The sequence below is a fragment of the Vibrio sp. 1731 genome, from assembly GCF_033339955.1.
In the GTDB taxonomy this organism is placed as follows: domain Bacteria; phylum Pseudomonadota; class Gammaproteobacteria; order Enterobacterales; family Vibrionaceae; genus Vibrio; species Vibrio alginolyticus.
In genome coordinates this window covers 164,318-177,745 of record NZ_JAWOVO010000006.1, presented here as the reverse complement: position 1 = coordinate 177,745, position 13,428 = coordinate 164,318, and the positions used below count along the sequence as shown (strand labels likewise).

The 13,428-nt window shown below is 43.9% G+C and carries 12 protein-coding genes; 4 read left to right on the top strand and 8 right to left on the bottom strand.

The annotated features are described in order from the left end of the window. Positions 1–10 precede the first annotated feature (10 nt). The 3 genes from R7035_RS09365 (at position 11) to R7035_RS09355 (ending at position 3,804) form a co-directional block, all read left to right on the top strand. On the top strand, positions 11–763 hold the full coding sequence (locus R7035_RS09365; RefSeq protein ID WP_186585400.1) for an electron transfer flavoprotein subunit beta/FixA family protein: 753 nt from the start codon (positions 11–13) through the stop codon (positions 761–763). Beyond that, positions 760–1,686: an electron transfer flavoprotein subunit alpha/FixB family protein gene (locus tag R7035_RS09360; protein WP_186585401.1), complete on the top strand. Its 927-nt coding sequence runs from the start codon at positions 760–762 to the stop codon at positions 1,684–1,686. The genes R7035_RS09365 and R7035_RS09360 overlap by 4 nt, the downstream gene beginning before the upstream one ends. Positions 1,687–1,773: 87 nt before the next feature. Then, a complete protein-coding gene (locus tag R7035_RS09355; RefSeq protein WP_186585402.1) occupies positions 1,774–3,804 on the top strand; it encodes an acetoacetate--CoA ligase in 2,031 nt (676 codons plus the stop codon). A 177-nt stretch (positions 3,805–3,981) separates the two neighbouring features. On the opposite strand, the gene R7035_RS09350 is transcribed toward R7035_RS09355, so the two are convergent. Together R7035_RS09350 and R7035_RS09345 are read right to left on the bottom strand one after the other, a co-directional pair. Next, positions 3,982–5,532: an alpha-glucoside-specific PTS transporter subunit IIBC gene (locus R7035_RS09350; protein ID WP_262651176.1), complete on the bottom strand. Its 1,551-nt coding sequence runs from the start codon at positions 5,530–5,532 to the stop codon at positions 3,982–3,984. Positions 5,533–5,587: 55 nt separating this feature from the next. Beyond that, positions 5,588–6,916 carry a 6-phospho-alpha-glucosidase gene (locus tag R7035_RS09345; protein ID WP_262651174.1) on the bottom strand — a complete coding sequence of 443 codons (1,329 nt, stop codon included), beginning with the start codon at positions 6,914–6,916 and terminating at the stop codon, positions 5,588–5,590. A gap of 180 nt (positions 6,917–7,096) precedes the next feature. Between R7035_RS09345 and R7035_RS09340 the strand changes: the two genes are divergently transcribed. Continuing rightward, positions 7,097–7,804: a GntR family transcriptional regulator gene (locus R7035_RS09340; protein WP_182015876.1), complete on the top strand. Its 708-nt coding sequence runs from the start codon at positions 7,097–7,099 to the stop codon at positions 7,802–7,804. Positions 7,805–7,823: 19 nt separating this feature from the next. Here the strand turns inward: R7035_RS09340 and mnhG are convergent, their stop codons facing one another. Genes mnhG through mbhE form a run of 6 tightly spaced genes read right to left on the bottom strand, consistent with a single transcriptional unit; the run spans position 7,824 to position 13,376 of the window. After that, positions 7,824–8,117, bottom strand: coding sequence for a monovalent cation/H(+) antiporter subunit G (mnhG, locus tag R7035_RS09335; RefSeq protein WP_005373314.1), 294 nt, complete (start codon positions 8,115–8,117; stop codon positions 7,824–7,826). Continuing rightward, positions 8,117–8,395: a cation:proton antiporter gene (locus tag R7035_RS09330; protein ID WP_005373317.1), complete on the bottom strand. Its 279-nt coding sequence runs from the start codon at positions 8,393–8,395 to the stop codon at positions 8,117–8,119. Before R7035_RS09330 ends, mnhG begins: the two co-directional genes overlap by 1 nt. Continuing rightward, entirely contained in the window at positions 8,388–8,864 is a 477-nt protein-coding gene (locus tag R7035_RS09325; protein ID WP_104976188.1) for a Na+/H+ antiporter subunit E, read from the bottom strand. Before R7035_RS09325 ends, R7035_RS09330 begins: the two co-directional genes overlap by 8 nt. Further along, positions 8,861–10,357: a proton-conducting transporter membrane subunit gene (locus R7035_RS09320; RefSeq protein ID WP_318146104.1), complete on the bottom strand. Its 1,497-nt coding sequence runs from the start codon at positions 10,355–10,357 to the stop codon at positions 8,861–8,863. The genes R7035_RS09325 and R7035_RS09320 overlap by 4 nt, the downstream gene beginning before the upstream one ends. After that, entirely contained in the window at positions 10,354–10,707 is a 354-nt protein-coding gene (locus tag R7035_RS09315) for a Na+/H+ antiporter subunit C (RefSeq protein WP_017633704.1), read from the bottom strand. The genes R7035_RS09320 and R7035_RS09315 overlap by 4 nt, the downstream gene beginning before the upstream one ends. Next, entirely contained in the window at positions 10,707–13,376 is a 2,670-nt protein-coding gene (mbhE, locus tag R7035_RS09310) for a hydrogen gas-evolving membrane-bound hydrogenase subunit E (protein ID WP_172563748.1), read from the bottom strand. The genes R7035_RS09315 and mbhE overlap by 1 nt, the downstream gene beginning before the upstream one ends. Positions 13,377–13,428: the final 52 nt, after the last annotated feature.

Genomic DNA, 13,428 nt, shown 5'->3' with positions numbered 1-13,428 from the left:
GGAATCTAACGTGAAAATACTAGTGCCAATCAAAAGGGTCATTGATCCCTACGTTAAAGTTCGCGTGAAAGCGGACCATAGCGATGTTGAAACCAATAACGTCAAGATGACGATTAATCCATTTTGCGAAATAGCCGTTGAAGAAGCCGTACGACTAAAGGAGCAAGGTATTGCAGATGAAGTCATCGTTGTCAGTGCCGGCGGTAGCCAGTGTCAGGAGCAACTACGTACTGCGCTTGCGTTAGGTGCCGATCGCGCTATTCATATCGATACTGAAGACAAAATAGAGCCATTGGTCGTCGCTAAGCTGCTCAAAGCTCTGGTTGAGCAAGAACAAGCACAGCTTGTGATTACGGGTAAACAATCCATTGATACTGACAACAACCAAGTGGCTCAGATGCTGGCCGCCCTACTTGACTGGCCTCAAGCAACTTTCGCTTCCGACGTGAAGATTGAAGATCAAAAAGTTCAGGTCGTGAGAGAAGTGGACGGCGGCTTGATGACGGTCACGATGAACTTACCTGCGGTGATCAGTACTGACTTACGCCTGAATGAACCGCGTTTTGCCTCTTTGCCTAATATCATGAAAGCTAAGCGCAAGCCGTTAGATACCATCACACCTGACAGTCTGGGTGTTGAAGTGGTATTTAGCCAAACCATTCAAGAAATCACACCGCCAGCGCAAAGAAAAGGTGGCATCAAGGTTGAATCTGTCTCAGAGCTTCTCGATAAGCTGCGTAACGAAGCGAAGGTGATTTCATGAAGAACTTAATCATAGCAGAGCATGACAATAACCAATTGCATGCGGACACACTCAAAGTGGTTAATGCAGCAAAACAAGTCAGCCAAGACAATGTTTTGATCGTAGTGGGCCACCAGTGTGAAGAAGTCGCTCAGCAAGCTTGTCGCGTTGATGGTATATCAAACGTAATTTGTGTCGATGATGAGCAACTTAAGCATCAATTTGCCGAGAGTATCGCACCTACTGTAGTGAGTATTGCTGAAGGTTTTGACGCAATCTGGGCTAGCTCATCATCAAAAGGGAAAGATCTTGCACCGCGAGTAGCAGCGAAGTTCGGCGTTGGGCAAATTTCCGATATTGTCCAAGTTATCGATGAAAACACTTTTGTCCGCCCTATTTACGCAGGAAACGCATTTGCCAAAGTGACCACCAGCGACAAGGTTCGCGTCATCACCGTGCGCGCGTCTGCGTTTGAGCCGGTTACTTGTCACAACCAAGCTGATATTAAGCATCAGCAGGTAACTATCTCAGCTCCAATGGTTGAATTGGTTTCTGTCGATAAAACCGTGTCAGAGCGCCCTGAATTAAGCGCGGCAGAGGTGGTTGTGTCAGGTGGACGCGGGGTCGGTAGCAAAGAGAACTTCGCGTTGATCGAACAAGTGGCCGATAAACTAGGTGCTGCCATTGGCGCTTCTCGCGCGGCGGTTGATGCCGGGTTTGTTGCCAACGACTTACAAGTGGGTCAAACCGGTAAAATCGTTGCACCTAAGCTTTATATAGCGGTTGGGATTTCCGGTGCCATCCAGCATCTTGCAGGAATGAAGGAATCCAAAGTGATTGTCGCGATCAACAAAGATCCAGAATCTCCTATCTTTGAAGTTGCCGACTATGGATTGGTTGGTGATTTATTTGAGGTACTACCTCAGCTTGCCGAACAACTTTAAACGATCAGTTAAGGGGCGAACACTGCTATGTTCGCCCCTTTATTTTGTTTTTGGTCATATTCAAAAGAATTGAAATTAGAGGGACCTATGCCAAATTCTGCACCTATTTGGTCACCATCTGCTGAGCGCGTCAGCAATAGCAACTTATTACGGTTCATCGAAAAGGTTAATAAAGACAAAGCCGAAGGTACCGTAATCAACAATTACACGTCTCTACACCAGTGGTCCATTGAGCACAATGATGAATTTTGGCGACATACTTGGCAGTTTTGCAACGTAATCGGAGATATAGGTTCGCAAATCAAGAGCCTTGGCAGTCCCAAATGGACACAAACAGGTTCTAATCATCACCATGTAAATAGAGACACAGTATGGTTTGCTGACGCCACGCTGAACTACGCAGAGAACCTCCTATCTCAGGCTGAGCAATCACCAGAGCGTGAGTTTATTGTTTTTAGCAATGAAAGCGGTGAACACAGACAACTCACCGGTAAACAGTTGCTTGAACAAGTTTCTGCCATTCAACAATGGCTACTCAATTGTGGTGTCGGTAAAGGCGATGTCGTTGCGGGTTATTTGCCCTACCTTCCTGAAACCGTTATTGCCATGCTGGCCACCACCAGTCTTGGTGCCATTTGGACTTCAACCTCTCCTGATTTTGGTATCGATAGCGTCGTAGAGCGTTTTGGTCAGGTCAAACCGAAAGTTCTTTTTTGCTGTGATGGCTACCAGTTCGGAGGCAAAGCTTTCGATATGACGAACAAGAACACCACTCTTAGTAGTAAGTTAAGCAGTGCCTCCGAAGAGACTACTATTAGCGTATGCCAAATCGAATATTTACAAAACGCTGAGAGTGCTAGCACTTCTGAGTTTGTTTCTTGGTCCGATATTACTCACCACTTTTCTCCACAATCAATTCAATATCAACCAACGCTGTTTAATGACCCGTTATTCATTTTGTATTCTTCTGGTACAACAGGTCAACCTAAGTGTATTGTCCATTCCGCAGGCGGTACCTTGCTCAATCACCTCAAAGAACATCAACTGCATTGCGACATCAAATCGCAAGACAAGGTTTTCTACTACACAACATGTGGTTGGATGATGTGGAACTGGCATGTTTCCGCTCTTGCGAGTGGTGCTGCCTTAGTGATTTACGACGGTAGTCCGGTTTACCCTGATCACTCCGTCTTATGGCAATTAGCAGAAGAACATAGCGTGTCGCTGTTTGGTACTTCAGCGAAATACTTAGAAGCACTGGAACAGGCAAACTGCTCTCCAAAACTAGAACATAACCTGAAGTCACTCAAAACTCTTTGCTCAACTGGTTCGGTGCTTTACCCAGAACAATTTAGTTATGTCTATCAGCACATCAAGCAGGACTTACATCTCGCTTCTATCGCTGGCGGCACGGATATTTGCGGATGCTTTGTACTGGGAAACCCTATCTCACCAGTTTACAAAGGTGAATGCCAAGGCGCAGGGCTGGGAATCGACGTGCGTGTTTTGGACGACGAGGGAAAAACCATTACACAGCAACGCGGCGAACTAACTTGCAATAACTCACTACCTAACTTCCCTATTGGCTTCTGGCACGACAACGGCGAACGCTATCACAACGCTTATTGGAGCAAGTTTACCGATATCTGGCACCATGGCGACGATGTGATGCAAACCGAACATGGCGGTTTTATTTTTTATGGCCGTAGCGATGCGACATTGAATCCAGGCGGCGTACGAATCGGCACCGCTGAGATCTATCAGCAAGTGAACGCGTTACCCGAGGTCGAGGACTCCATCGCCGTCGGCAAGTTAAACCAGCAGTCTGAAGAAATCTGGTTACTAGTAAAACTCGCTCACAACGTCGAGTTAACCCAACAACTCACCGATTCAATTCGCCAAACATTGAAAACAAAATGTTCACCGCGCCATGTCCCACGACAAATTTTTGCTATCAGTGATATTCCTAAAACGCGCTCAGGCAAATTGGTTGAGCTAGCAGTGAAACAATTGGTAAACGGACAAGCTGTAAAAAACATTGGTGCTATTGCTAACCCAGAAGTGCTGGAAGAAATTAAAACGCTTTTCAACATAGAAAGTGGCGCCACTGTCAATTAGAGACTCAACAAGTCTTCCAACAATACAGACGGGTATAACCTAACTATATTTTAGCTCGCTCGATAACTCCTCCCCACTTTCGTGGAAACTGAGCGAAATATGCTTCATGTACACAAAAAAGGTGAGATAATTCTATCTCACCTTTGAGCCATATGAGCTGGAGCATTAGTTTGGGGGTTAAGCTTTTATCAGTTGGCTCATATCTTCGCGAACTTGTGGCACCGTTAAACCAACGATGATTTGAAGGCTCTCTTGATTTCTAACAATATTCACCGCTCCGTGCTGTGTGAAAAATGCGTTCTCCTTTACCAGAGAGACATCTTTAACTTTAACACGCAGACGCGTCGCGCAATTAGTTAACAAGTCAATGTTTTCTTTTCCACCCAAACCTTCAATAAAGGCACTAGCTTGTGACGGACTTGCGCTACTGCTATGGACCGCTTTCGCTTCTTTGTAGTCAGCTTTGGAATACAACTTACTATCTGCACCTTCACGCCCCGGAGTAAGTATGTTGTATTTTAAAATAAGCGCGCGAAACGTAACAAAGTAAACACCAGTAAACATGAGACCAATAATAATCTGAATCACGTATGTTCCTGCATGGTTACCAGCCAAAGGCAACCAGTTTTGGAAAATGAAGTCTATCAAGCCAGTCTGAAAGTTACCGGAAACACCAAACATAAAGGCGATCGTTGCCATTGTCGCAGATAACAACGCATGCAAAGCAAACAGCGCAGGTGCGATAAATAAGAATGTAAACTCTATTGGTTCGGTTATCCCTGTAAGAATTGCTGTGATTGCGGCTCCGAGCACTAACCCCATCACCATCTTTTTATTTTCTTTTTTCGCAACTGAATAGAGTGCTAGTGCGATACCCGTACAACCAAACACTTTACCCATTCCCGTCAACATCAAACCACCCTGAGGAAATTGTGTCGTTAAACTTTCCGAGCTCTGGGCGAATGTCTGTATATTTTGAATCCAATAGGCAACCGTTCCGCCATCGACTGCAACTGGCCCATAAAAAACGGGACCATATACGAAATGATGCAACCCCGTTGGTATCATGATTCGCTCTAAAAACGTAAATAGCCATACCCCTAACGATCCAGCAGAAACCAAAAATGATTGCAGATTGTTAATACCATGCTGAATACTTGGCCAAGTCAAACAAGTTAGAATTGCCATCACGACCATAATGGGGAAACTAATGATCACAACCAATGGCGTTCCGCCAAATACAGCCGCCCAATCCGGTAGCTTTTTATCAAAGAATCGGTTGTGAACCCAAACAGAGAGACTTGCAATTAAAATGGCACCTAGTAAGTTGGTATCAAGCGTTAGAATGCCACCAACTTCAGTCAAACCTCGCTCACCTTCCGTATAGTTCACGCCCAGTTCTGGTCCCCAAAATTGAAGGATTCCACCAATAACGTAGTTAAACGTAATGTAGGAAACGAGTGTTGCAAGTACAGCGCGACCAGATGCTTTTTTAGCTAAAGCGATAGGTAACCCAACGGCAAAAATAAGTGCCATATTTTTAAATACAGCGAGAGATGCCTGTAAAATGATCGTCGAGACTTTAACCCAAGCACTCCCCTCTAGTGCCCAAGGAAACACTTCTTGATTTAACAGCACAACAGAGAAACCCAATAACATGCCCGCTGCTGGAAATAATAGAACGGGAACAAACATCGCGGCTCCGAACCTTTGAATAATGTCTTTCATATAAACCTCTTGTTTCATTCACGGAGCCTACAAGTAGGCCCCGAACGTCCAGTTGTTATTGAAAAAATTGAGGAAGGTAGGCTTTATTTTCTTCTAGTAATTGTTTTGTTATTTCTTTAGCTTTTGGCACATTAACCACGGTACGGTTAAGTGTGAGTGCATTAATCAGCTTTTGCTGACTTCCTTCGTACCAAGCATCCACAACTAATTTCTCGTAACCAAGTTGGCTCTCAATCATGGCTTTTTGGAAGGTTGGGATTTTTCCTACAGTAAAAGCTTTCGGTCCATCACTAGTTAGCGCAGCTGGAACTTCTACCATGGCGTCATTTTGTAAATTTGTAATAGCACCATTATTCGGTACGATGACGAGATATACATCGCTCAAATTGTAGGCTAGCGAAGCCGCGACTCTCACCATGTATCGACCATGGATATCGGCATGCAGTGTTTCGTGCTTCGTGGTGCCCGCTTCAATTATTCTTGCGTTCAATTCGAACACTCGTTTCTCACGGCCGTTAATTACCTGCCTTGCGCGAGTATTATTGATATCCTCTTTCGCCACCATTTTTTCAGGGTACAAATAGTATTGAAGATACGTATTCGGCAAAAACTCTGGATTATCAGCAAGCATTGTTCTCATGTTTTTGAATGTGGCTTGCCACGATGGGTCATCCGCTATTTCCGCATCAACCGCACTGATCCCTTCTTTTAGGATGATATTTTTAATTTTGTCCGTTAAGTTTTCACCCTGTTTGTTACGAATTTTGGTAAACCAGCCATAGTGATTAAGCCCAAAATATTCAGGAACGAAGTCCCAAATTTCACATCCTAACAATTGCGCATAGCTGACCATAATCGCTGCTGGCATATCACAGATATTTAGAATTCGCTTATCATGCGGAAATTCACGATTTAAAGCTTCAGCGACAATTGCCGCCGGGTTGGTGTAATTAAGAATCCACGCATCTGGACACGTTTGTCGGATCTCATTCACTAGCTGGATCATGTCGCCGATAGAGCGAAGTCCATATGCCATTCCTCCCGCGCCACATGTCTCTTGCCCAACACAAGAGTTGGATAGCGGGATTTGTTCATCGCGCTCGCGCATGGCCAACCCACCAGTGCGGATCTGGATAAAGAAAAAGTCCGAATCTGCGAATGCGACAGATTTATCCGTTGTATAAACAAACTCTTCAACTTCTGGATAGTGTTCTCGCAATAGAATTTCAGTAGCTAATGCATTCGATTCTTGGCGTTTCTCATCTATGTCGTAAAACACGACTTTTGCGAGTGGAAAGTTATCTTTTTCGGCAATAAGGCTGTTCATCATACCAAGTGTGTATGTACTGCCAGCACCAACAATCGTTAATTTTTGACGTTTCATTTCGCTACCTCAAATGTTTATCCTGAAAATGTACAAAATAAGTATTAATACTTTTATGATACATTTAAAGTGTAAGCACAAAGATACGAGATAAAAATCACACAAAGATCCTAAGGAAAAGTATTAACTACATCTCAGATCACATTCTTGCTATCATGATCCAAGACTTAGCGAGGTATTATGAAACCCAAATACATAGACATTGCGGAACGATTAGAAAAAAAGATCAAAGATGGGGAACTACAACCTAAATCGATGCTTCCAAAAGAGAGTGATTTGCAAGAAGAGTTTTCCGTAAGCCGCGTAACCATCAGAAAAAGCTTACAAATTCTGGTCGACAATAATTTAATTAGTCGGACAAGAGGTAGTGGAACTTATGTAAACGATCTAAAAGCCCAACATGATGCCTTACATTTGCTGGGTTTTATCGAGGAAGTCAGTAAACAGGGGAAAACGCCTAGCTCTCAAGTCATAAAGTTCGAACTTAAAAAGCCGAATGAGCAGGTTGCTAAGCAGTTAAATCTCTCGCCCAATGATGATACATATGAAATACATAGACTCAGATGTATTAATGATGAGCCTGAAATTTACGAAGTCACTCATATGCCAGCAATGTTATTTCCAGACTTGAGCATAGCCATAATGAATGGTTCTAAATATGAGTACATTGAAAATAGCAAAAGATTGAAAATTGCGAAAAGCTGTCAGTCTGTCAAACCGTATTTGTTAGATGCAGAGACGGCCTCATACCTGAATGAAACAGAAGCTTCCCCTATTCTAAAAGTTGAGTCCACTGGTTACCTAGAAGATGGTCGTGCATTTGAATATACCGTCAATTACTTCCGACTTCATCAATACAGCTTCGAGTTTATTTCAACTAGGGCGTAGTACTATTCGACGCTAATGGTTAATCATTACGCCAAATCTTATATCCGACCTCTCGCATTGCTCTGCCGAGCAGGTGGGAGGCGACTGGCGCAGTGAGAACGATAAACAACATCGTACCGATAACCCGAGAGATCACGGTAACTTCAGGGAGTGAGAAAGCGACCGCTAATAACAAGCAGCTCACTCCGACAGTTCCAGCTTTGGTCGCTGCATGCATTCGGGTATACAAATCAGGAAGCCTCAGGACACCTAGACTTGCAACCAAGGTCAACAATGTTCCTAAGCATAAAAATAGTCCAATCAACACGTCCATTATTCTTTCTCCTTTCTTTTAACGATCAAACGTGCAAATGCGATCGTGCCGAGAAATGCGACCAAACCTAATGTAATGGCGATGTCTAACAGAGCGTCCTCACCGCTGTCTAAGGTGTAAACCGTAATAAATCCGATAGTGATAAATGAAATCAGATCTAACGCCACAACTCGATCAGCTAGCGTTGGTCCTAGAATTAAACGAGCAAAAGCCATAACAAAGCTGAGTAGTAGCCCAGAATAGGCAAAAGTGACCGTTATTTGCAGCCAACTATCCACGCGTCACCTCCAAAATTCGATGCTCTAACCCATCTTTAATTCCGCGAATAACCTCTTCATGTTCAGGTGCAAACATGGCATGAACGATAAGATACTTTTTATCAGCCGTAACATCCAAACTAAGCGTGCCCGGTGTTAAAGAAACCATGTTCGCCAGTAATGTGATTTCTAGATCAGAATCGACCTCCAGAGGGACATAAACGATATCAGGCTGACTCAAATGAGTAGGTGTCACAACGTCCCACACCACTTTCGCAACCGATATAACCATTTCATAAGCGAAGTACATCAATAACTTCAATGCAGATGCAAAACGTTGAAAATAGCTCGTTTTCAATCCAAATGGTTGACTCAACCTTAAAGCAAAAAAACCGACCGTAAATCCGACAACAAAATTCAGACTCGAATAGCTGCCGTTAAGCATCATCCACGCTAACGCTAAGAAAAAATTGAGGAATAGATAGATCATGCATTTCCTCCTAACACCACTCTGATGTATTCAGTCGGATTTAACAGTTGTTCTGCAGCTTGAACGGAAAATTGATAAAAAGGCTCCGTCACTAAGCCAATGATTAGCGTCAACGTTGTCAATACAATAATTGGAACGCAGTACAACCAATGTACTTTGGCCTGCAGAGTCTGTTCTGGCTTCTCTCTAAATGGCTTTTTCCAAAATGCCTCACTCCAAATTTTCGTCATCGAGTAGACGGTAAGCAACCCCACCAATAACGCGGTACCTGCTAACCAGTAATATTCAGCCTGTATGCTCGACTTGATGACCAATAGCTTTCCCCAGAAACCCGATAGCGGTGGAAAACCGGCCAGAGAAAACGCAGGGACAAGAAACAAGAACGCCAACCAAGGCATAGCTTTGTATACCCCACCCAAATGTTCAAGTTGACTAGAGCCATATTTGCGCTCGATGAATCCACCTATTAAGAACAAATTCGCTTTTACAATGATGTGATGAACAATGTAGAAAATGGCACCGGCTAAAGCTAAGGGAGTGTAAATAGCCAACCCCATGAGCATATAGCCTATTTGGCTAATAATATGAAAAGAAAGAATTTTCTTAATGTCGAATTGGCTAGCCGCTCCTAAAACGCCCGTTAACATGGTTAGCCCTGCGACCCAAATTAACGTCGGTTGCCAACCACTCTCGGCGAGCGGAAATACCAAGGTAAAGACTCTTATCAACGCGTATACACCGACTTTAGTAAGCAACGCGGCAAACAGTGCCACCACACCGCTTGGTAACGTGTGATAAGAAGCTGGCAACCAAGCAAATAAAGGAAAGAGTGCCGCTTTAATAGAAAAGGCAAACAAAAATAGCGCGGACAGCATCATGTTGATGCTCAATTCATTTTCCCCTACTTTGGTGTAGAGATCGGCCAAGTTCAAGGTGCCCGTTGCGCCATACAATAAACCGATAGCAAGCAAAAATACCAGCGTCGAAATCAGGTTCAACATCACGTACTTTACTGCACCATCAACTTGAGTTTTCGTTGCATCTAACACCATTAAACCAAATGATGAAATGAGCATGACCTCAAACCAAACATACAGATTAAAAATATCTCCAGTCAGGAAAGCGCCATAAACGCCAGCAAGCAACACGTGCATTAGCGCATGGTAATTGCTATAGGAGGGCTTTCGGTGAAGGTCCGCCATCGCGTAGAAAACACATATCGCACCAATCACCGCCGTTATCATCACCATAGCAACGCTGAGGTAATCTGCGACAAACACGATACCAAATGGCGCACTCCACTGACCAAAAGCAACGGCTTGAATACCATTACTTATGATGTTTTCTGTGAGAAAGCCCGCAACGAAAAGGTTCGAAATCGCACTTACACCGCTCAACCACTCAACACTTTTTGTTGAGCGACGGACGAAGAAGATAGTCAACGCCGTACTCAGCGAGAGAACAACCGGTAACGTAAGCAAAATCGAACTCATTGACCCTCCTCAGAACGTTGCATTTCATCGACGTTTGCAGTTCCAGTGTCTTTATAAGCTCGATAGAACAGCATTAAAGCAAAAATAAGTAGTCCAAAACCGATGACTATCGCAGTTAAGATAAGCGCTTGAGGTAAAGGATTTGCCGCGCTATCTGGTGGTAAAAGAGCATTATCGCCAATCAATGGCGGCTCTCCGGGCGTCAGCCTTCCAGCGGTAAAAATAGCAAGGTTAACCGCACTACTGAGTAACATGATGCCGAACAAAAGGCGCAAGATATGCTTTTCAAGCATTAAATAAACACCTGCTGCGACAAATACTCCAACGACAACACTCCAGACTATTTCCATCACTCTAGCTCCTCATTAATACGAAGCAGCATACCCATCACGCCACCTATAACGGCAAGGTAAACACCAACATCAAAAACCAATGGCGTCCCTAGTGGTATCACGTCTTTCCACCACAGTCCGGTCAAAAACGGTTTATCAAACGCAAAGCTCAAAGCACCAGAAACTAAGCTCAATGCGATGCCAGATAACGCAATGAGAAACGGTTTGAAATACAACCTAGAACGAACGTATTTCGGTGATTCCGCGAACATGAGAAGTGATAAACCAATAACGGCAATCAACGCACCAATAAAGCCACCACCCGGTTCGTTATGACCACGTAACAACAGATACACTGAAAATACGAGCATGAGTGCCGAAACAATGTGTGCCGTGGTTGCAAAAATTAATGATTGGATACGATTTTGCTTTTTCGCTCTTGTCTTAAGCAAACTCACTGCAGCAATCCCTGCAATAACAACGACAACAACTTCTCCCAATGTATCAAATGCGCGAAAGTCGACCAGAATAACGTTAACAATGTTTCGCCCATGTCCACCCGGGACACTGTTTTCTGCAAAGAAATCTGACACCGAAGAGTCCATCGGCTGAGACGTGATTCCTAACAAAAGTAAAGTAACCGAAACACCTATCACACCTGCTATGCAAATATTCGCTACTTTACGTTTTATTGAATGCTTAGGCACGGTGGTTAGACGTGGCATATGACGCATTAACAATGCAAGAAAGACCACCATTAATGTTTCCACTAACAGTAAAGTCTTCGCAACGTCCGGGGCGCTATAAATCATAAAAACAAGCGTGGTCATGAAGCCAATCATACCAAGCGCAGAAATCGCAAGAAGTCTTGCGTGGGACAACGTACATACGAGCGCAGCACCAATCAACAATAAGGCAATACCAATCTCATAGAAAGTGACACTTGAAAGTTCGCCAACCAAAGGCAGAGGAATAAGCGCTACCTGACTCAGTAACGCAACGGCAAGTACCGTGAAAAATAATAGGACATAGCGACTCAATTTCTTTTGCTGTAACCGCGCCGTTTGCCACTTCGCCACTGTCATCATGCCATCTAATAGTCGTTCAAAAATATTCTCCGCTTTGGGGACGAATAGATGTAGCCGCTGAAAAAATGCAGACACAGTAGGATAAACACGGTACACCACATACCCCAACGCTAGCGTAATAACGCTTAACACTAACGGTACATTCACGCCATGCCATAGTGATGTCTCTTTAAGAGTTGCTGTGGGCAGAATGTCAGTAGAGCCCGGAAAAATAATATTGCGATCTAACCAATTCAAACCGAATAACGGAACTAGGAGGCTGCCAACTGCCAAGAGCAAAGGCGAGATCCACATGGCTTTTTTTGTCTCAACTGGCTTAGTTTCAATCGGCACGAGATCACGGCGAGCAAAGAATGGTCTCGCAATAAGCATAATGGTTAGCGCGACCATCAGTATATTCACGATTAAAAGTACAAAGGCGATCCAGTTATTGAGCTCTACTGCGGACTTGTACATGTATTCTTTGCTCAAAAAGCCTAACAACGGCGGGAACCCCGCTTTAGACAATGCAGCCAAACTCCCCGCAACCATGCTGATGACGAGAACTGACTTCAGGCCGTACAATTGATCAATATCTCGTGTTCCTGTCGCTTTGTCGATATTACCCACCACCATAAACAGCGCAGCTTTATAGAAAGAGTGAGCGAGAATAAACATCAATACTGCACTAACGGCCAAATCTGTGCCCATACCTAGTAATAATGTTAATTTACCCAAAGCAACATTCGTGCTGTAGGCTAGCATCAGCTTCAAGTCAGTTTGTTTTAATGCGACAAATGTGCACCAAATGGCCGTGATACTCCCAGTGATGACTAAAGCATAAAACCAGATCTCGCTGTGGGCATAAACTGGCGATAAACGTGCTAATAGGTAAATGCCTGCCTTTACCATTGTTGCCGAGTGTAAATACGCACTGACCGGAGTGGGAGCTGCCATCGCGTTAGGTAGCCAAAAATGAAACGGGAATTGCGCAGATTTAGTAAATGCACCGAGTAGTATGAGCACTAGAGATGGGATAAACCATTCATGCTGCGCAATAGTGTCTGCCTGCTCGATAATGGTATTTAGCTCATAACTCCCTGCCATTGCTCCCAGCAAGATAAGACCAGCTAGCAACGCTAGTCCACCAGCACCGGTAACAATCAGCGACTGCAAGGCGTTTTTCCGAGACGTTTTATTTTCGTGATTAAACCCGATCAGTAAATAAGAAGTGATGGTGGTGAGTTCCCAGAAAACAAATAACAACAGAATGTTATCGCTCATCACAATCCCTAGCATGGCAAGCATGAATAGGGTTAGATACAAATGAAAGGAAAACCGGCTATCACTTTCTCGTAAATAAGCCAAAGCGTAGATTTGAATCAGTGCGCCAATCCCACTGATCAGTCCCGCAAAAAGAAATGAAAGACCATCTAATCTAAAGCTAAGGTTGATATCGAGGCTTGGTATCCATTCCGCATTCCAGCTCACGCCTGCAGGAGTATAGATATAGAAGAGAAAAGAGAAGATTAAAACTGGCAGCGCAGGGAAAATCAGTAAGACCAACTGATTATCTAGGTTTTTCGGCAGGTTTTCTTTACCCGTTATGTTATTCAACATCGCAGCCCATTCGTTATTATAAGAAGGTACGCCCTATTCGGCGCAAATGACA

Excerpts from the sequence above, each read along its gene's own strand:
- R7035_RS09360 (WP_186585401.1), top strand. The coding sequence starts at position 760 with ATGAAGAACTTAATCATAGCAGAGCATGACAATAACCAATTGCATGCG.
- R7035_RS09355 (WP_186585402.1), top strand. The coding sequence starts at position 1,774 with ATGCCAAATTCTGCACCTATTTGGTCACCATCTGCTGAGCGCGTCAGC.
- R7035_RS09350 (WP_262651176.1), bottom strand. The coding sequence starts at position 5,532 with ATGAAAGACATTATTCAAAGGTTCGGAGCCGCGATGTTTGTTCCCGTT.
- R7035_RS09345 (WP_262651174.1), bottom strand. The coding sequence starts at position 6,916 with ATGAAACGTCAAAAATTAACGATTGTTGGTGCTGGCAGTACATACACA.
- R7035_RS09340 (WP_182015876.1), top strand. The coding sequence starts at position 7,097 with ATGAAACCCAAATACATAGACATTGCGGAACGATTAGAAAAAAAGATC.
- mnhG (WP_005373314.1), bottom strand. The coding sequence starts at position 8,117 with ATGGACGTGTTGATTGGACTATTTTTATGCTTAGGAACATTGTTGACC.
- R7035_RS09325 (WP_104976188.1), bottom strand. The coding sequence starts at position 8,864 with ATGATCTATCTATTCCTCAATTTTTTCTTAGCGTTAGCGTGGATGATG.
- R7035_RS09320 (WP_318146104.1), bottom strand. The coding sequence starts at position 10,357 with ATGAGTTCGATTTTGCTTACGTTACCGGTTGTTCTCTCGCTGAGTACG.
- R7035_RS09315 (WP_017633704.1), bottom strand. The coding sequence starts at position 10,707 with ATGGAAATAGTCTGGAGTGTTGTCGTTGGAGTATTTGTCGCAGCAGGT.
- mbhE (WP_172563748.1), bottom strand. The coding sequence starts at position 13,376 with ATGTTGAATAACATAACGGGTAAAGAAAACCTGCCGAAAAACCTAGAT.